Genomic DNA, 19,346 nt, shown 5'->3' on the forward strand with positions numbered 1-19,346 from the left:
CGCGTAGCGGGCGGAAGCTCTGCTCTTGCTTGAGAGACACGCCGGAGGCCGCGAGAGCGCGGTCGCGACTTGCGTCGCTCCTACCCACGCTCCAGCAGTCGACGACGCGAGATTGAAACTCCGTAGTTGCGGTTTGTAACCGGAGGATATCCAGTAGGACGCCGCTCCTACCCTTTGAAGCCGCGAACACAACGCCCCGATCACGCGCCGAGATGCAGGTCGCTGCGCAACCCACCGCCACACCGTGCCGGATCGGTCAAAATTGCGGCGCGAGGTTCGCGGCTGATGACGCGCACGGAACCCTGGCGCTATGCTCGGATGATTCCCTGCAGGAGACCGTCCGTGCGCGAGCTGTATCCGGAAATCGAGCCTTACCGCACTCATCGCCTCGCGGTCGACGAGCTGCACGAGCTGCACATCGAGGAATGCGGCAACCCCGACGGCTTGCCGGTGATCTTCCTGCACGGCGGTCCCGGCGCCGGCGTCTCGCCGTACCACCGCCGCTTCTTCGATCCCAAGCGCTATCGCATCGTGCTGTTCGACCAGCGCGGCTCCGGCCGCTCCACGCCGCACGCCGAACTGCGCGACAACACCACCTGGCACCTGGTCGCCGACATCGAAGCGATCCGCGAGCATTTCGGCATCGAGCGCTGGGTCGTGTTCGGCGGCTCCTGGGGTTCGACCCTGGCGCTGGCCTATGCGCAAACCCACCCCGAGCGCACGCTCGGCCTGGTCTTGCGCGGCATCTTCCTCGGCAGCACCGGCGAGCTGCGCTGGTTCAACGAACTCGACGGCGGCGCGCGCTGGATCTTCCCGGAACGGTGGACGCGCTATCTCGACCACATTCCGCCGGACGAACACGAGGACCTGACCGAGGCCTATTGGCGCCGGCTCGACAGCGACGACGAGGCGGTGCGCCTGGCCGCGGCGCAGGCCTGGAGCTATTGGGAAGGCGGCAGCACCACGCTGGTGCACGACCCCGACGAGGTCGGCAATTTCGAGGAGCCGCATGCCGCGATCAGCGTCGCGCGCGCCGAGGCCCACTACTTCCGCAATCGGGTGTTCCTGGAACCGGACCAGTTGCTGCGCGGGGTCGAGCGTATCCGCCACATCCCCGCGACCATCGTGCACGGGCGCTACGACATCATTTGCCCGGTCAAGAGCGCCTACGACCTCGCCTGCGCCTGGCCCGAGGCCGATTTCCGCGTGGTACTGGCCGGCCACAGCGCGGCCGATCCGGCGATCGTCGACGTACTGGTGAGCGCGACCGACGCGCTGGCCGATCGCTACGGCTGAGGCTCGACCGCAGCAAGCAGAACCGCAAAGCCGGCGGCGTTATCGCGTCGCCAGGCTTTGCCAGCGTTCGAACTCGGCGCGCCCGGTTTGGTCGGCGATATGGCGCAGCCAGCGGCTGAACTCCTGCGGCCGTCCGGCCAGGGCATCCCACAGCTCCGGCAGCGGCTTCCAGGCCCAGTCGGAAGCTTCCGCGGGATCGGGCAGCGGCTGGCCGTCGTAGCGGCCGACGAAGACGTGGTCGCATTCGTGTTCGACCAGGCCGTCGGAGACGTCGAGACGATAAGTGATGCGGGCCACGTGCCTGAGCTCGCACTCGAAACCCATCTCCTCGCGCAAGCGGCGCCGCGCCGCGGCATCGGTGGCCTCGCCTTCGCGCGGATGGCCGCAGCAGCTGTTGCTCCACAAACCGCCGGAGTGGTATTTGCCGTCGGCGCGACGTTGCAGCAGCCAGCGCCCCCGGGCATCGAACACGAACACCGAGAACGCGCGGTGCAGCAGCCCTTGCCGGTGCACCTGCATCTTCTCGCCGACGCCGATGGCCTGGTCTTGCTCGTCGACCAGGATAAGCATCTCGTTCATATCGCTCTCGTTCGCTGCATGAGCGCGACTATGCCAGCCCCTGCGTTCGGGGTCGTGCGCTCAATCACGGGCGGGGCATGAAACCGGCCGAATCGGCACAGCGCGGGAATGGCCGAGCGGGCTTGCGAAGCGCGACCGCCGCGCCCCCTGCAGCTCGCTTGCGAATCCGCATAGCGAACGGCCCCGCCAAGGCGGGGCCGCTGCGTTCGAACCGATGTCGCGACCGGCTTACTTGTCGATGCGGGCCGGGTCGCGGCTGGTGGAGCTGGCGCCCTTGGTGTCGGTGGTCGGAGCCGGCGGCTCGCCGCCTAAGTCGGCGTCACCCATCTTTCCGTCGAGAAACGCTTGCTTGCACACACGTGCGAACAGGTTGGCCGAATAGGGATTGAAGCACTTGCGGTTGACGACCTTGTACTCGCCGGTGGCGGGATTGACCGGCCTCCAGCAGTCCTGCGGCACGCCGATCTTGCAGAACAAGAAGGGGTTGTTGCCGTAGTACGGAATGAACTCGTTGGCGAAGGCGCTCGAGGACGCCATCAGCAACACGATCGACAGACAAAGCTTTTTCATGAGACCTCTCCTTAGTGTGAACTCGATTTCCTGTATTGCAGACCGGCGCGTCGTTCCCCTCGCCTGGATTCGCGGTCGAAACCGTCGAATCGGCCCCCGGGGCCCTGCGCTTCCCCTTGCCGCCACAGCCTTCACGGCTTGAGCTTCGTGGCGAAGACTAGCCGATGAGCCTGGGCCAGGCAAAGGCCGGCCCCCGCAAAGACTATCGCCGAGCCTTGTCGCAGGGGTCACGACGGCCCGGTTGGCAGGGGCCAACGTCCTGGCGCCCCGTCGCCGGCACACCGAATACCGCTCGGCCATCCCGCGCCGGTCTCGGCAGCGCCGGAGGCCGTCCCGACCCTCCAAACGCCCGAAACCGTCGATCGGCCGGCCGGAACGGTCGCGACCGCCGACCCATGTGGACAAATACGGCAGCCCTGGCCCGGACCGGTCAGGCCTGGTGGCCGCGGCAGGATGAATAAGGGGGCGGCGGCACCGCGCCGGCCGGGCCGGCGGGTCGCCGCGAGGGGTTGCCGGCAAAAAATCGCAGGCAACAAAAAACCCCGCCGAGGCGGGGTTTTTCGTTGGATCGTCGCATCGGTGCCGACTGCGATGATCGATGTAGTGGTGCCCAGGAGAGGACTCGAACCTCCACGGTTTTACCCGCTAGTACCTGAAACTAGTGCGTCTACCAATTCCGCCACCTGGGCCTGCCGCAACACGTTCAGTACTGCGGGGCGCGTATGTTGCGTTGCGGCGGGTCGGCTGTCAACGGTTTTGTCGCAACTTATTTCAACCAGCATTTAAGGCAAGGTCGGGAAGGCCGCGTCCGAGCCGTTGCGCTCGCGAGGACTGCAGCGCAAGGCCCGCGCCATGCGCGCGCCGACGCAATCGCGCCGCCGTCGGCGCCGGCGAACGGTGCTGAACGCTCCGCTTGCTGCGCTCCATCACCGAGGCCCGGTTCCATCCGATTCCTGCCGCGCTCGGACCGCGCAGCGGCGCGGCAGGGCAGCGCCTGCGGCTTGATGCCCCCTCGCCGCCGGGCTAAGGTCCGCGAACATCCTGAACCGCGGGCGGCGCATCGTGCGTCGCCCGTTCTTGCTTTGGAGATCCACGAATGAACCCGAACCACCTGCCCCATCCCTCGGGACTGCCTCCTCCGCTGACCCTGTCGCGCCTGGACTGCGACCGGCTCGAAGCCCTGCTGGAACAGCCGCTCGCCGCCGCTCTCGACACCCGCGGCCTGCGCCGCGAACTCGACCGCGCCGACCTCGTCGAACCGGCGCAGATGCCGGCCGACATCATCACCATGAATTCGGTGATCCGCTTCCTCGACGAGAGCAGCGGCGAAGAGCGCGAAGTCACCTTGGTGTATCCGCGCGACGCCGACGGCAGCGCCGAACGCATCTCGATCCTGGCGCCGATCGGCACCGCCCTGCTCGGCCTGTCGGTCGGCGCCAGCATCGACTGGCCCCTGCCCGGCGGCCGCAGCGCACGACTGCGCGTGCTCGCCCTGCGCTACCAACCCGAAGCTGCGGGCGACCTGCACCGCTGAGTCGCGCGGGCGCGCCCGTGGGTAGGAGCGGCGCGAGCCGCGAGCGCGAAACCAACGGCGACGACGCCCCCGGCAAAGGCCACGAGAGAACCACCGCGCGAGCGACGGCCATGGTTCGTTCGCGGCGATCTGAAACCGCGTGGTCGCGGCTTGCGCCGCTCCTACCCTTTGCTGCGTCGCTCCTGGGTAGGAGCGGCGCGAGCCGCGACCGCGAAACCGCAGCCAGCTGCGACACATCGGCGGCTAGCAGAGAATCAGCGATGCGAGCGACGCCCATCGATGGGTTCACGGCAATCTGAAACTGTGTGGCCGCGGCTTATGACCGAAGGAAATCCAGCAGGACGCCGCTCCTACCCTGTAGCGCTGGTGCAGGCCGCCGGTGTGGCGAGGTTGAAGCCCACCGTCGTCGCACCCTCTTCGCTGTTCGCGAATACTTCGCCGCCGTGCAGGACCGCGATGGCCTTGACGATCGACAGGCCCAGGCCGTGATGGCGTTCGCCGCGGTGTTCGCGCGCGGCGTCGACGCGATAGAAACGATCGAACATGCGCACCAGGTGCTCGGAGGCCACCGAGGAGCCCTGGTTGCGCACCGCGACGCGCGCGCCTTCGCCGCCGTTGCCGAGTTCGACCACGATCTCCGAGCCCGGGGTCGCGTGCTGCACCGCGTTGTGCAGCAGGTTGGTCATGGCGCGGCGGAACAGCGCGGTGTCGATCCAGGCATCGGCGGCGCCGTCGATGCGCAGGCGCATGCCGGCTTCTTCGAGCAGGTACTCGAGGAACTCGCCGGTCTTGGCGACTTCGTCGGCGAGCGCCACGCAGACCCGATCCAGGGCGATGTCGCCCTGGTCGGCACGCGACAGGAACAGCATGTCGTTGACGATGCAGCGCATGCGTTCGAGCTCTTCCAGGTTCGACTGCAGCACGTCCTCGAGCTGGGCGGCTTCGCGCGGCCGCGACAGCGCGACCTGGGTCTGGCCCATCAGATTGGTCAGCGGCGTGCGCAGTTCGTGGGCGACGTCGGCATTGAACGCATCCAGGCGGGTGTAGGCGCCTTCGAGCCGGTCGAGGGCGCCGTTGAAGGCGCCGGTCAGATGGCCGAGCTCGGGCGGCAACTGCGCCGGCTGCAGGCGTTGCGAGAGGTTGCTCGGGCTCAAGGCCTGCGCCTGGCTCGACAAACGCTGCAAGGGCCGCAGGCCGACCCGCGCGATCCAGTGGCCGAGCAAGGCCACCACGGCGGTGCCGACCACGCCGAGCACCACCAGCGCCAGCACGAACGAGCGCAAGGCCGACACGTAAGGCCAGGAATCGATGCCGATCCACAACCGCACCGCCGGCCGCTCGCCGTGCGCGGGAATCAATTCGTTGAGGGTGCGGTACGGCGCCGAGTGGCCGTTCAGCCACAGGCGGCCCATGCCATGGTCGCCCTTGCGCGGCACGTCCACTTCCGGCTCGCCGCTGCCGATGCGGAAACCGGCATCGCCGCTCCAGGCCCAGATGCGGATGCTGCGATCGCTGGAGGTCAGGTTCTCGACCTTGTCCTGCACCTTGTACCAACGCTGGCGGGTGTCGCACATGGCGACGCTGCCGGCGACCGAACGCAGCTTGGTCTCCAGCTCGGCGCGCTGGTAACGCACGATCTGGTTTTCCAGCACCTGGTACAGGGTGACGCCGACCAGGGTGAACACCAACAGCGCGGCGAGCGCGAACATCGCCGCGAGGCGTTGGGCGATGGAGATGTCGCTGAAAGGCCTCATGCCGAGGCCCGCCCCGACGGCGACGGGACTTCGCCCTGCTCGCCCTCGCGCGCCTCCAACACATAGCCCATGCCGCGCACGGTGTGCAGCAGCTTGTCGCGGAAGGGACCGTCGATCTTGGTGCGCAGGCGCTTGATCGCGACCTCGACCACGTTGGTGTGGCTGTCGAAATTGATGTCCCAGACCTGTGCGGCGATCACCGTCTTCGACAGGATCTGGCCGCGGCGTTGCGCCAGCAAGGCCAGCAAGGCGAATTCCTTGCCGGTCAGATCCAGGCGGCAGCCGTCGCGATGGGCGCGGCGCGCGATCAGGTTGATCGACAGATCGCCGATCTGCAGCTCGGTCGGCTCCTGCTGGCGGCCGCGCCGCACCAGCGCTTGCAAGCGCGCCAACAACTCGATGAAAGAGAACGGCTTGACCAGGTAATCGTCGGCGCCGGCGCCGAGGCCATGCACGCGGTCGTCGATGCGGTCGCGCGCGGTCAGCATGATCACCGGCGTCTGCTTGCGCGTGCGCAGTTCGCGCAGCACCGCGAAGCCGTCCATGCCGGGCAGCATCACGTCGAGCACGATCACGTCGTAATCGAGTTCGCGCGCCAGGTGCAGGCCGGACACGCCGTCGCGGGCGACATCGACCGCCCAGCCCTGCTCGGCCAGGCCGTCGCGCAGGTAATCGGCGGTCTTGATTTCGTCTTCGACGATCAGCAGCTTCATCGCGACACCGAGCTTGCGGGCAATACCTGGGCCGACATCGTACCGCCGCTCAGGCCGTCGCCGCTGCGGCCGGGTCGGCCGAGCGGGCCGGGTCGACCGGCCCGGGCGAGGCCGCCTGCGCCGCCTCGCGGCGACGGCGCAGGAACAGCCGGTCCAGCGCCAGATAGATCACCGGCGTGCTGTACAGGGTCAGGACCTGGCTGATCAGCAGGCCGCCGACCACCGCCACGCCGAGCGGCTGGCGCAACTCCGCGCCTGTGCCGAAGCCGATCATCAGCGGAATCGCGCCGAGCAAGGCCGCCAGGGTGGTCATCATGATCGGGCGGAACCGGGTCAGGCAGGCCTCGTGGATCGCCGCGGTCGGCGTCAGGCCGCGCCGACGTTGCGCATCCAGCGCGAAGTCGACCAGCAAAATGCCGTTCTTCTTGACGATGCCGATCAGCAACACAATGCCGATCAGGGCCATGATCGAGAAATCCAGGCGCCACACCCACAGCAGCAAGACCGCGCCGATGCCGGCCGACGGCAGAGTCGACAGGATCGTCAGCGGGTGGACGAAGCTCTCGTAGAGCACGCCGAGGATGATGTAGACCGCGAGCAAGGCGGCCAGGATCAGCAGCGGCTGGGTCGCCAGCGAGTCCTGGAAGGCCTGCGCCGAGCCCTGGAAATTGCCGCTGACGCTGCTCGGCATGCCGATCTCCGCCTTGGCCCGGTCGAGTGCGGCGACCGCATCGCCGAGGGCGACGCCGGCGGCGAGGTTGAACGAGATGTTGACCGCCGGCGACAGGCCGTTGTGGCTGATCGACAAGGGCCCGTTGCCGGGCGGCTCGACCCGCGCCACCGCCGACAACGGCACCATCTGCCCGGTGGTGGCCGAACGCAGATGGAAGTAAGCCAGGCTGTCGATGCTGCCGCGCATGCGCGGGTCGATTTCGAGAATCACCCGGTATTGGTTGGTCTCGGTCTGGAACTCGTTGATCTGGCGCTGGCCGTAGGCGTCGTACAGCGCATTGTCGATGTCCTGGGCGCTCAGGCCGAAACGCGCCGCGGCGGTGCGGTCGATCGCCAGGCGCACGATGCTGGCGCCGATCTTCTGGTCGTTGGACACATCGCGCAGCTCCGGCAATGTCGCCAGGCGCTGGGTCAGGCGATCGGCCCACAGCCCCAGTTCGGCGCTGTCGGCGCCGCGCAGGGCGTACAGGTATTGGGTGCGCGAGGGCCCGGCGCCGATGTTGATGTCCTGCGCCGAGCGCATGAAGATCGTGATGCCCGGCACCTGCGACAGCTTGCCGCGCATGCGGTCGATGAACTCGTCGGCGGACACGTCGCGATCGCCGCGGTCCTTGAGCACGAACCAGAACCGGCCGTTGGACATGGTCGAACTGCCGGCCGTGGCGCCGACCGAATGGCCCCAGCTCTGCAGGGCCGGGTCTTCGGCGGCGAGCTGCGCCAGTTGCTTGTGCTTGGCGACCATGTCCTCGTAGGAAATGTCCTGCGCAGCTTCGGTGGTGGCGAACACGAAGGCGGTGTCCTGCGACGGAAAGAAGCCCTTCGGGATCAGCGCATAGGAAGCGACCGCGATCACCACGGTCAGGCCGAAACCGGCGAGCATCAGGCGTTGATGGGCCAGCGCCCATTGCAGGCTGCGGTCGTAGCCGGCGAGCAACCGTCCCGACCAGGTGCCGGCGGCATCGGCATGGCCGGAGGACTTGCGCATGAAGCGCGAGGCCAGCATCGGCGCGAGCGTCAACGACGCCACGATCGAAATCGCGATCGCCACGGTCACGGTCAGCGCGAACTCGGCGAACAGGCGCCCGACCACGCCGCCCATGAACAACAAGGGGATGAAGGCGGCGATCAGCGACACGCCGATGGTCACCACGGTGAAGCCGATCTCGCTGGCGCCCTGCAGCGCCGCCTGCAGCATCGGCATGCCGGCTTCGCGATGACGATGGATGTTCTCGACCACGACGATGGCGTCGTCGACCACGAAACCCACGGCGATCACCAGCGCCACCAAGGTGAGGTTGTTGAGAGTGAAACCCAGGGCGTACATCGCCGCGAACGTGGCCACCAGGGCCACCACCAGCACCGCGCCGACGATCAGAGTGGCGGACAGTTCGCGCAGGAACAGGCCCATTACCACGACCACCAGCAGCACGGTCAGGACCAGGGTCAGCTCGACGTCGTGCAGGGAGGCGCGAATGGTGCGGGTGCGGTCGTTGAAGACCTCGACCTCGACGCTGGCCGGCAGATTGGCGCGCAACCGCGGCAACGCTTCGAGCACCGCGTCGGTGGTCTTGATGATGTTGGCGCCGGGCTGGCGAAACACCACCAGCATCACCCCGTCCTTGCCGTTCGGCCAAGCGCGTACGTAATCGTTCTCGCCGCCGAAACTGATGCGGGCGACGTCGCCCAGCCGCACTGGCGCGCCGTTGCGATAGGTCACGACCAGGCGCTCGTAGTCCTCGGCCTTGAACAACTGGTCGTTGGTTTCCAGGGTCGACATGCGCCGCGCGCCGATCACCGCGCCCTTGGCCTGGTTGACGCTGGCGCTCTGGGCGACGTTGCGCAGGTCGGCCAGGGTCAGGCCGATCGCGGCCAGGCGCTCGGGCGCGGCCTGGATGCGCATCGCCGGCCGCACCTGGCCGGCGACGAAGACTTCCGACACGCCGTCGATCTGGCTCAGGCTGCGCGCGAAGCGGGTCTCGGCGAGGTCGCTGAGCTCGGTCAGCGGCATCAGCGGCGAATGCATGCTCAGGATCAGGATCGGGCTGTCGGCGGGGTTGATCTTGGTCCAGCGCGGCAGGCTCGGCATGTCGCGCGGCAGGCGCCCGGAAACGTTGTTGATCGCCGCCTGCACTTCCTGGGCGGCGGTGTCGATGCTCTTGTCGAGCACGAACTGCAAGGTGATCGAGGTGCTGCCCAGGGCGCTGGTCGAGGTCATCTCGCTGATGCCCGGCACCGCGGTCAGCTGCGTCTCCAGCGGCGTCGCCACCGCCGAGGCCATGGTCTCGGCACTGGCGCCGGGCAGCGAAGCATCGATGCGGATGGTCGGGAACTCGGCCTGCGGCAACGGCGCCACCGGCAGCCGCGGCAAGGCGAACAAGCCGAGCAACAGCACCGCTGCGGTCAGCAGCGTGGTCGCGACCGGATGGCGAACGAACCAGCCGGAAATCGAGACGCGACCGCTCACGGCGCCCCCGCCACGCGCGCCGCCACGGCGTTGCCCGGCGCGGCGCGTACGGTCGGCGCGGTCGGCGCCACGGTCATGCCGGGTTTGAGTCGCGACTGGCCGTCGCGCACCACCACGTCGCCGGCCTGCAGTCCGCTGACCACGGCGAGTTTGTCGTCCTGGTACTCGATCCGCACCGGAACCAGCGCGACCTTGTTGCCGGCCTCGAGGCGGTAGACGAAGTGGTCGTCGGCGCCGCGCTGCACCGCTTCGCTGGCGACCACGGTCGCGGCCGCGCTGGTGCCGGTGCGCACGCGCACGCTGACCAATTGCCCGGGCCACAGGCGGTCCTGCGAATTCTTGAACACCGCGCGGATGCGCACGGTGCCGGTGGCGTCGTCGATCTGGTTGTCGATCACGCTCAACTCGCCTTGCGCCAGCACCACGCCGGCGTCGCGGTCGAGCGCCTGCACCTCGACCGCGCCGGCGGCCTGGGCTTGGCGCAGGCCCGGCAATTGGTCCTGCGGCAGGGTGAACATCACCGAGATCGGATCGACCTGCTGCACCGTGACCAGGCCGTCGTCGTCGCCGGCGCGCACCACATTGCCCGGATCGACGCGGCGCAGGCCGACGCGGCCGTCGATCGGCGACAAGATTCGGGTATGCGACAGTTGCACGCGAGTGGCGTCGATCGCCGCCTGGTTGGCCTGCGCGGTGGCCTGCAACTGCTGCACCGAAGCGGCCTGCTGTTCCAGCATCTGGCGGGCGATCAACTGGCTGCCGGACAACTGGCGGAACCGGTCGAGGTCGGATTTCGCCGCGCGCAGTTGCGCCGCATCGCGCGCCAATGCGGCCTGGGCGCCGTCGAGATTCGCGGCGATGCTGCGGTCGTCGATGCGCGCGAGCAACTGCCCGCGCTTGACCTGCTGGCCTTCGCGGAACAGCACCTGGGTCAGCACGCCATCGACCTGCGGGCGCAGCACCGTGCTCTGCAGGGAGGTCACCGTGCCGATGGTTTCCTGCCAATGCGGCACGTCGCGGCGCTCGACCCGCATCGTCGTCACCGGAACCGGCGGCGGTGGCGCCGGCGGCGGCGCGCCGCGGCTGCCGAAAGCGCCCCAGGCCAGCCCTCCGGCGACGACCGCGAGCGATACAGCGGCGGCGAAAACGGTCTTGCGGGCGCGGGGCGAAAGCGTGGAGACGGGCGTGGGCGACATGGCGGCATCCGTGGCGGGTCGATGGAGCGGCGCACCGGAGCGCGCCGCGACGGCCCGCGAGGGGAGGAAAGCAGACCGTGCGACGACTCTAGGCGGCGGCCACGGACAGCAAGCTGTCGCTTGGCTGACAAATTCGTCAGCTGGCGCGGTTATCGCCGGCCTGCTTCATATCGATGCGTTCGACGACAGTGCCTATCGGCACGGTCGCGTCGCACGATCGCGATGGTTGGACGCACGCAGCACAATGCGGCGCCGCAAGGGCACGCAGGCTCCAGCGATACAGGCGGCCAGATCCCGCTCTATGTGGCTTGATCTGTGCGGTTCGAACGGCGCGGTTTGGCTGGGCCGTTTGCTCAGCGCGGCTTGACCGCGCGCGGCGCCGGCGGCACCAGTTCGATCTCGAACAGATCCGGCCACAACTTGCCGGTCACGAACAGACGCTTGCGCGCGCCGTCGTAAGCGATGCCGTTGAGTACGTCGGCGCCGCGGCTGCGGGTGCCGTGGCGCGCGAGCAGGCCGCCCAGGTCGATGCGACCGACGACCCGGCCGCTGTTCGGGTCGATGCGGACGATGCTGTCGGTCATCCAGACGTTGGCGAACAGCTCGCCGTCGACCCATTCCAGTTCGTTGAGCTGCGGCAGCGGCTTGCCGTTGAAGGTCACCCGGATGCGCGAGCGCTCGCGCAGCGACTTCGGATCGAGCAAACGGATCTGCGCGGTGCCGTCGCTCATGTAGATCGTGTCGGCCGAGCGCGCCAGGCCCCAGCCCTCGCCCGGATAGGCGAAGTTGCCGGTCACCGCGAGCCCCGGCAGCTTGACGATGTAGCCGGTCTGCGTGGTCCAGGTCAGCACCAGCAACTGCTGGCCGCGGTCGGTCAGGCCTTCGCCGAACACCGAGGCCGGCAGATCGGTCTTCTCCAGCACCTTGCCGTCGGCCAGGCGGACCTTGCGCACCGACGAGCGCCCGTACATGCCGGTGCTCTCGTACAGGAAACCGTCCTTGAAGATCAAGCCCTGGGTGAACGCGCCGGCATCGTGCGGATAGCGCGCGACCACCCGGTAGGAATACACCGGCACTTCACGCCCCGGCGCCTGGGCCGTCGCCACCGGCAGCACACTCGCCCCGATCAAGGCCAGGCAAGGGATCAGCGAGGCGGGAAGGCGTGCGCGCAAGGGCATGGCAGTCTCAACGTGGGCGATCGCGGATGCCGAGAATACCGCCTCGCGCCCGAACCGGCTGCCGCACGGCTGCCGCACGACGCCCGCGCCGGTCCACGCCCCGTCCACGATACCCCGTCCACATCCGCCCAGCCGTCCCCGGTTAGAATCCCGGCTCAGCCCTACCCCGCCTCAAAGGTTCCATGACTGATCCCGTACGTCCGGTTTTCCACGGCTTCGAACAGATTCCCCTGCGCGAGTACGCCGAGCGCGCCTACCTCGACTACTCGATGTACGTGGTCCTGGACCGCGCCCTGCCCTTCCTGGGCGACGGCCTCAAGCCGGTCCAGCGCCGCATCATCTACTCGATGAGCGAACTCGGCCTCAACGCCGGGGCCAAGCCGAAGAAATCCGCGCGCACCGTCGGCGACGTGATCGGTAAGTACCACCCGCACGGCGACAGCGCCTGTTACGAGGCGATGGTGCTGATGGCGCAGCCGTTCTCGTACCGCTATCCGCTGGTCGAGGGCCAGGGCAACTTCGGTTCCAGCGACGATCCCAAGTCGTTCGCGGCGATGCGCTACACCGAATCCAAGCTGACCCCGATCGCCGAAGTGCTGCTCGGCGAGCTCGGCCAGGGCACGGTCGACTGGACCCCGAACTTCGACGGCACCCTGGAAGAACCGACCTGGATGCCGGCGCGCCTGCCGCACCTGCTGCTCAACGGCACCACCGGCATCGCGGTCGGCATGGCCACCGACGTGCCGCCGCACAACCTCAACGAGATCGTCAGCGCCTGCGTGCGCCTGCTCGACGACCCCGACGCCACCACCCGCGACCTGTGCGAACACGTGCTGGGCCCGGACTATCCGACCCCGGCCGAGATCATCACCTCGCGCAGCGACCTGCTGGCGATGTACGAGACCGGCCTGGGCAGCGTGCGCGCGCGCGCCATCTTCGAGAAGGACGGCCCGAACATCGTCGTCACCGCGCTGCCCTACCAGGCCTCGCCGGGCAAGGTCATCGAACAGATCGCGACCCAGATGCGGGCCAAGAAGCTGCCCTGGCTGGAAGACATCCGCGACGAGTCCGACCACGCCAACCCGACCCGCATCGTGCTGGTGCCGCGCTCCAACCGTGTCGACGTCGAACAGCTCATGGGCCACCTGTTCGCGACAACGGACATGGAGAAGAGCTACCGGATCAACATGAATGTGATCGGCCTGGACGGCCGGCCGCAGGTCAAGGGGCTCAAGGCCTTCCTGAGCGAGTGGCTGAGCTTCCGCACCGACACCGTCACCCGCCGCCTGACCCACCGCCTGGAAAAGGTCGAGCGCCGCCTGCACTTGTTGGAAGGCTTGCTGGTCGCGTTCCTCAATCTCGACGAAGTGATCCGCATCATCCGCAGCGAGGACGAACCGCGTCCGGTGCTGATGAAGCGTTTCGACCTCAGCGAAGAGCAGACCGACTACATCATGGAAACCCGGCTGCGCCAACTCGCGCGCCTGGAAGAAATGAAGATCCGCGGCGAGCAGGACGAACTGGCCGCCGAGCGCGAACAGCTGATCGCCACCCTCGGCAGCAAGGCCAAGCTGAAGAAGCTGATCAAGGACGAGTTGCTGGCCGACGCCAAGAAGTTCGGCGACGCGCGCCGTTCGCCGCTGGTCTCGCGCAACGCCGCCCAGGCCTTGTCGGAAACCGAGCTGGTCGCCAGCGAGCCGATGACCGTGGTCATCAGCGAAAAGGGCTGGGTGCGCGCGGCCAAGGGCCACGAGATCGACGCCGCCACGCTCAGCTATCGCGACGGCGACGGCCTGCTCGGCGCGGCGCGCGGACGCAGCACCCAGCAGGTCGCGTTCCTGGATTCGACCGGCCGTTCCTACTCGACCCTGATCCACGGCCTGCCCTCGGCGCGCGGCAACGGCGAACCCTTGACCGGCCGTTTCTCGCCGGCACCGGGCGCGTCGTTCCAGACCCTGGCGGCTGGCGACAACGATCAGCGCTTCGTTCTCGCCAGCAGTCATGGCTATGGCTTCGTGACCCGCTTCGAGAACCTGACCGGCCGCAACAAGGCGGGCAAGGCGATGCTGTCGCTGACCCCGAATGCGAAGGTGCTGCAACCGGCGCAGGTCGGCGATGTCGAGCAGGATCGCGTGGTCGCGGTCACCAACGTCGGCCATCTGCTCGCCTTCCCGGTGTCGGAGCTGCCTGAGCTCGACAAGGGCAAGGGCAACAAGATCATCGACATCCCCAAGGCCAAGCTCGGCACCGAACGCGTGATCGCCGTCGCCGTGGTGGCCCCGGGCGGCACCCTGACCGTCAAGTCGGGCGCGCGCACCATGAGCCTGTCCTGGAAAGACCTGGAGCCCTACCTCGGCGCCCGCGCCACCCGCGGCGGCCTGTTGCCGCGCGGCTGGCAGAAGGTCGAAGGCTTGTCGGTGGAGTAAGCCTCCGCAGGCCCCGTCGCAAATACGACAACGCCCCGCTTCGAGCGGGGCGTTGTCGTTATGAGTCCGGTGGCGGCGATACGCTCTTGGGTAGGAGCGGCGCAAGCCGCGACAGCCGAAGCGGTGCAATACCACGCCAGCAACCGAAGTCAGGACGCAATCGGACATCGCTGTAAAGCAGCCGCTTCCCTGCAGCTTCGGCTGACTACGCTTGCGAAAATTACTTCGATTGGTCGCGGCTCGCGCCGCTCCTACCCGATTGCGGCGATACGCTCTTGGGTAGGAGCGGCGCAAGCCGCGACAGTCGAAGCGGCGAAATACCAAGCCGGTGTCCGGAGCCAGGACGCAATCGGACATCGCCATAAAGCAGCCGCTTCCCTGCGGCTTCGGCTGACTACGCTTGCGAAAATTACTTCGGTTACCCGAAAAGCAGAACGCTCCGGGTGCGAGCCCGGAGCGTTCTGAGTGCATCGTTTCAATCAACTTCGCGGTTGCGCTTTGCAGCCGGCCAACCGCGACTCAACAGCGCCCACTCAGCGCCCGGTCTCCGGCGTCTTCGTGGCCGCCTCCGTCTCCATCGCCACGTCCTGCGCGCTCGGGGCCATCATCGCCGCACCCGACTGCAGGCCCGGCGAGAACGACAGCAGCAGGCCGAAGCTGGTGCTCGGGTCCTGGCCGCTGCCGTGCTGGCGACGCATCAGCAGCGACAGCTTCCAACCTCTGGAGAAGGTCATGTCCATGCCTGCGCCGTAGCTCAACGCGTTGTCGCCGTAGCTGCGCAGGCCCAGCACGTAGTCGTTGGCGACCGGCATGATCACGTAGTTGAGGTTGACGTCGCTGCGGTTGTCGATCGACTCGCGGTATTCGAGCAACCAGTACGGACGGAAGATGTTGCCGCGTGCGGTCACGATCGGCAGGCTGCCTTCCACGCCCAGCGATGCACCGCTGTTCTCGACGGTCTGCGAGCCGTAGCTCAGGTCGTAGATGCCCAGCCCGGTCTCGCGATAGCCGTCGAGCTTGGTGCGGCTGCTGTCGAGGCGGCCGTAACCGGTCAGCATCATGCCGTTGCCGCCGCCGTGTTCGTAACCGGCGGTGAGCGAACCGAACACCTGGTCGCCTTCTCGCTCGGCCGAAGCGGTGGCACCGGCCGTCGCACTGTAGCGGCGGATGTCGAAATCGAGGCGGCCCCAACCGAGGATGCCGTCGACGAACCAGCGTTCGCTCGGGCGCCACAGGCCGTACAGCGACAACGCGCGCTGCTCGGCATCGAGCTTCGAGCGGCCGTCGTCCAGGTCGGTGTCGTTCCAGCCGAAACCGCCGGCGACGCCGAGCAGGAAGCGCTCGCCGATGCGCCAGTCGGCACCGACGGTGAGGCCGTCGCTCTGGAAGTCGAAACCGTCGCTGCGCGCGTTGCGTTCGCGCTGACCATTCGTGATGCTGCCGGCCGTCCACAGGCCCCAGCCTTCCGGCAGGCGCACCGGATCGATCGACATCACTTGGCCGGCGGTCAGCGACATCGCCCCGCCCGAGCGGCTGCTCAGGTTGAGGGCCATGTCGTTGCTGGAACGGTTGGCGCCGGCGAAGCGCTGCTGGCGCAGGCGGTCGTGGATGTTGGACTGCTGCGCCGAAGCGAAGCGCACGCTGGCGTCGACTTGCGCTTGCAAGCCACCGACCACGCTGGGATCGCGGGTCGGGTCGGGTCGGCCGGTCACCGTCAAGGTGGCATCGATCGAAGCCTGCAGGTAACTGCCGCTGGCCGCCTGGGTCGCGACCAGGGTCGCCACGCCGGCACCGACGATCGTCACCCTGCGTCCGCTGACCGTCGCCACCGCCGTATTGGCGCTGCTGAAGCTGAAGGCGCCGTTGCTGTTGCTGCTCGGGTCGGGCAGATCGAAGGCCGCCTCGCCGACGGTCTTGGCGAGGTCGCCGATCCAGGCCAGGTTCGGCGTGGCGCCGGCGATGATCACTTGCAAGGCGACTTGCGGCGCGGCGGTGTAGTTGGCGTTGCCGGCCTGGTCGGCGGTGAGCGAACACGTGCCCGATCCCAGCGTGCTGACCGTATTGCCGCTGACGGTGCAGATCGCCGGCGAAGTGCTGGCGAACACCACCGGATTACCCGAGGCTCCGCCGCTGGCCGACACCGTGAAGCTGCCGCCCGGCGTGTACACCGGCGCTGCCGGATTCGCGCTGAAAGCGGTGATGGCCTGAGCGGCCGCGCCGATGGTCACGTCCAGCGTCAGTTGCGGCGCGGCGCTGTAGTTGCCGTCGGCGGCCTGGTCGGCCGTCAGCGAACAGGTGCCCGCGCTCAACATCGTCACGGTGCTGCCGCTGACCGTACACACCGAACTCGTAGTGCTGGCAAACACGACCGGGCTGGTCGAGGCACCCGGCGTGGCCGAGACCGCGAAGCTGCCGCCGGCCGCGAACACCGGCGCCGCCGGGTTGGCCGCGAAATCGGTGATCGCCTGGGCCGCGAGGGCGATGGCCACATTCAAGCTGACCTGCGGCGAAGCGCTGTAATTGCTGTCGCCGGCCTGATCGGCGGTGAGCGAACAGGTACCCGCGCTCAGCATCGACACCGTGCTGCCGGCGACCGTGCACACGCTCGGCGTGACGCTGCCGAACACCACCGGGCTGCTCGACAGGCCCGGCGTCGCCGAGACCGTGAAGCTGCCGCCCGGCGCGTACACCGGCGCGGCCGGATTGGCAGCGAAGTTGCTGATCGATTGAGTGGCGACACCGATCGCGACGACCAGCGAGGCCTGCGGCGCGGCGCTGTAGTTGGCGTTGCCGGCCTGGTCGGCGGTCAGCGAGCAATTGCCCGCGCTGACGATCGTCACCGTGTTGCCGCTGACCGTGCAGACCGCCGGCGTGGTGCCGGCGAACACCACCGGGTTACCCGAGGCGCCACCGGTCGCCGACACGGTGAAGCTGCCGCCCGGCGAGTACACCGGTGCGGCGGGATTGGCCGCGAACGCGCTGATGGCCTGGCTGGCAGGACCGATGGTCACCGCAAGCGTCGCCTGCGGCGCGGCCGTGTAGTTGGCATTGCCGGCCTGATCGGCGGTGAGCGCGCAGTTGCCTGCCGCCACCGTCGTCACCGTATTGCCGGCGACGGTACAGACCGCAAGCGTGGTGCTGGCGAAGACGACCGGGTTACCCGATGCGCCACCGGTGGCCGAGACGGTGAAGTTGCCGCCCGGCGCGTACACCGGCGAGGCCGGATTGGCGGCGAAGGCGGTGATCGCCTGGCTCCCCTGCGCGATCACCAGGGTGTAGGCGCGCGTGCCGCTGAAACCGTTGCTCGAAGTCGCCTGCACGGTGAAATTGAACGAACCCGCGGCGGTCGGGGTGCCCGACAACGCACCGCCGTTCGACAGGGCCAGGCCCGGCGGCAAGGCGCCGGCGGTGACCGCGAAGGTATACGGAGCGACGCCGCCGTTGCCGCTGGTGGCGCTGAGGGTCTGCGAATACGCGGTCGCGAGCGCGCCATTGGGCAAGGTGGCCGGATTGACCGTCACCGCCACCGTGACGCAGCTCAGCACGAGGTTGGTCACGTCGGCGGCGATCGCCGCACCGCTGGACGGCGCGACGCTGCACAGCTGGCCGGCGGGATTGCTGAGCACGCTGACGTTCCAGTTCGCGCCCTGTGGCAGGCGTGTGGCGAAGACGAAGCTGCTGGCGGCCTGCGCCACCACCACCTGCTGCGAGCTGACCGGATTGGTCGCGGCGAGTTGCAGGGTGACCGGGCCGGTCTGGCCGCTGGCCGAACCGCCGACCGCGAATTGGGTCGGGGCGAAGCAGACCAAGGCCGCGCCGTTGCCGGCTTGCACGCCGTTGTTGATGGTGACGGCGCTCAGGCCGGTCGCGCCCGAGCTGCCGCCCGCACCGCCGCCACCGCCGCCGTTCCAGTTCTGCTGGCAAGTGACGGTACCGACGCCGGCACCGCCGCCGCCGGCACCGACCGTGGCACCGCCGCCGCCGCCGCCGCCGAAGCCGGCACCGCTGAAGGAACCGGAGAAGTTGAAGGCGTCGCCGCCGTTGCCATTGGCCGCGTTGCCGGCAGTGGCCGGAAAGCTGCCGCAGCCACCGCCGCCCGCACCGCCGGTGCCGACCGCTCCGCCACCGCCGCCGTAGGGGCCGGGGCCGCCCGGCACGTCCGCGCCTGCGCCGCCCGTGCCGCCGCCGCCGACACCGCCGGCACCGCCCGCGATGACGTTCGCGGTGCTCCAGCCGGCGTTACCGCCGCCACCGCCGCCGCCGGCGATGCCGACGCGGTTGCCGATGCCGTTGCCGCCGACGCGCAGGTCGGTGGCGCCGCCGCCGATGCCGTCGACGCCCTCGCCGATGCCGCCGGGATTGACCGCCTGCGAGCCCTGCCCGCCGACCCAGATCGACAAGGTCGCGCCGGGCGTGACCGCCAGGGTGCCGCGCACCCGCCCACCCAGGCCGCCGGTGCCACCGGGTGAGTTCGGGCTGCCGCCGATGGTGCCGGCGCCGCTGCGACCGGCGCCGCCCTGGGCGCCGCTGAGGTAGACGGTCAGCGAATGCACGCCGGCCGGCACGGTGAGGGTCTGCTCGCCGCCGGTGAAACCGAACGCCGCCGGCGTTTCGCCGACACCGCAACTTTGCGCTTGCGCCGTACCGGTAATGCCGAGCCCCGCCAGCAACAGCAGGCCGCTCAGCCGGACCATGGCGCCGCGAGCCGCGCGCAGGGCCGGATCGAGACACAGGCGCGTGGTCGCGCCCGCACGGAATCGCAACGTCTTCATAAGCATCATCTCGCCCCCTAGGCGAACCGCATCGCGGTTGCACGAAACCCTCGCACACGCGATCGCGCGCACGGCCTGTGCGCCACGAACGCGAGTGCTCCCCTGCAAAAAGTCCTGGGCCTATGCGCTCGC

At 68.6% G+C, this 19,346-nt stretch carries 11 protein-coding genes and 1 tRNA gene; 3 read left to right on the forward strand and 9 right to left on the reverse strand.

Going from position 1 to position 19,346, the window contains the following annotated elements; all coding sequences use genetic code 11:
* Positions 1–342: 342 nt before the first annotated feature.
* Positions 343–1,296 carry a prolyl aminopeptidase gene (gene pip, locus EX88_RS0120070; protein ID WP_031373765.1) on the forward strand — a complete coding sequence of 318 codons (954 nt, stop codon included), beginning with the start codon at positions 343–345 and terminating at the stop codon, positions 1,294–1,296.
* A gap of 39 nt (positions 1,297–1,335) precedes the next feature.
* Here the strand turns inward: pip and idi are convergent, their stop codons facing one another.
* The 3 genes from idi to EX88_RS0120085 form a co-directional block, all read right to left on the reverse strand.
* Positions 1,336–1,875, reverse strand: a complete 540-nt coding sequence (gene idi / locus EX88_RS0120075; RefSeq protein ID WP_031373766.1) for an isopentenyl-diphosphate Delta-isomerase — start codon at positions 1,873–1,875, stop codon at positions 1,336–1,338.
* Positions 1,876–2,103: 228 nt separating this feature from the next.
* Positions 2,104–2,445: a hypothetical protein gene (locus tag EX88_RS0120080; protein WP_031373767.1), complete on the reverse strand. Its 342-nt coding sequence runs from the start codon at positions 2,443–2,445 to the stop codon at positions 2,104–2,106.
* Positions 2,446–3,049: 604 nt separating this feature from the next.
* Positions 3,050–3,134 (reverse strand) — tRNA-Leu (locus EX88_RS0120085).
* 407 nt (positions 3,135–3,541) lie between these two features.
* Between EX88_RS0120085 and rnk the strand changes: the two genes are divergently transcribed.
* On the forward strand, positions 3,542–3,979 hold the full coding sequence (gene rnk / locus EX88_RS0120090) for a nucleoside diphosphate kinase regulator (RefSeq protein ID WP_051885353.1): 438 nt from the start codon (positions 3,542–3,544) through the stop codon (positions 3,977–3,979).
* Between the two features lie 350 nt (positions 3,980–4,329).
* On the opposite strand, the gene EX88_RS0120095 is transcribed toward rnk, so the two are convergent.
* The 5 genes from EX88_RS0120095 to EX88_RS0120115 form a co-directional block, all read right to left on the reverse strand.
* Complete coding sequence (locus tag EX88_RS0120095; protein ID WP_031373769.1) at positions 4,330–5,733, reverse strand: heavy metal sensor histidine kinase; 1,404 nt, start codon at positions 5,731–5,733, stop codon at positions 4,330–4,332.
* Positions 5,730–6,446, reverse strand: coding sequence for a heavy metal response regulator transcription factor (locus EX88_RS0120100; protein WP_031373770.1), 717 nt, complete (start codon positions 6,444–6,446; stop codon positions 5,730–5,732). Before EX88_RS0120100 ends, EX88_RS0120095 begins: the two co-directional genes overlap by 4 nt.
* Before the next feature lie 49 nt (positions 6,447–6,495).
* On the reverse strand, positions 6,496–9,642 hold the full coding sequence (locus EX88_RS0120105) for a multidrug efflux RND transporter permease subunit (RefSeq protein ID WP_051885354.1): 3,147 nt from the start codon (positions 9,640–9,642) through the stop codon (positions 6,496–6,498).
* The gene (locus EX88_RS0120110) at positions 9,639–10,838 is read right to left on the reverse strand and encodes an efflux RND transporter periplasmic adaptor subunit (RefSeq protein WP_051885355.1); all 1,200 of its coding nucleotides are present in this window, start codon (positions 10,836–10,838) and stop codon (positions 9,639–9,641) included. Before EX88_RS0120110 ends, EX88_RS0120105 begins: the two co-directional genes overlap by 4 nt.
* Before the next feature lie 353 nt (positions 10,839–11,191).
* Positions 11,192–12,016, reverse strand: a complete 825-nt coding sequence (locus tag EX88_RS0120115) for a glutaminyl-peptide cyclotransferase (protein ID WP_081931280.1) — start codon at positions 12,014–12,016, stop codon at positions 11,192–11,194.
* A gap of 182 nt (positions 12,017–12,198) precedes the next feature.
* Here EX88_RS0120115 and parC point away from each other — a divergent pair, with 182 nt between their 5' ends.
* Positions 12,199–14,442 carry a DNA topoisomerase IV subunit A gene (gene parC, locus EX88_RS0120120; RefSeq protein WP_031373774.1) on the forward strand — a complete coding sequence of 748 codons (2,244 nt, stop codon included), beginning with the start codon at positions 12,199–12,201 and terminating at the stop codon, positions 14,440–14,442.
* 533 nt (positions 14,443–14,975) lie between these two features.
* On the opposite strand, the gene EX88_RS27225 is transcribed toward parC, so the two are convergent.
* Positions 14,976–19,214, reverse strand: coding sequence for an autotransporter domain-containing protein (locus EX88_RS27225; protein ID WP_031373775.1), 4,239 nt, complete (start codon positions 19,212–19,214; stop codon positions 14,976–14,978).
* Between the last annotated feature and the right edge of the window lie 132 nt (positions 19,215–19,346).

This window comes from Lysobacter antibioticus (assembly GCF_000731095.1).
Lineage (GTDB): Bacteria > Pseudomonadota > Gammaproteobacteria > Xanthomonadales > Xanthomonadaceae > Lysobacter > Lysobacter antibioticus_B.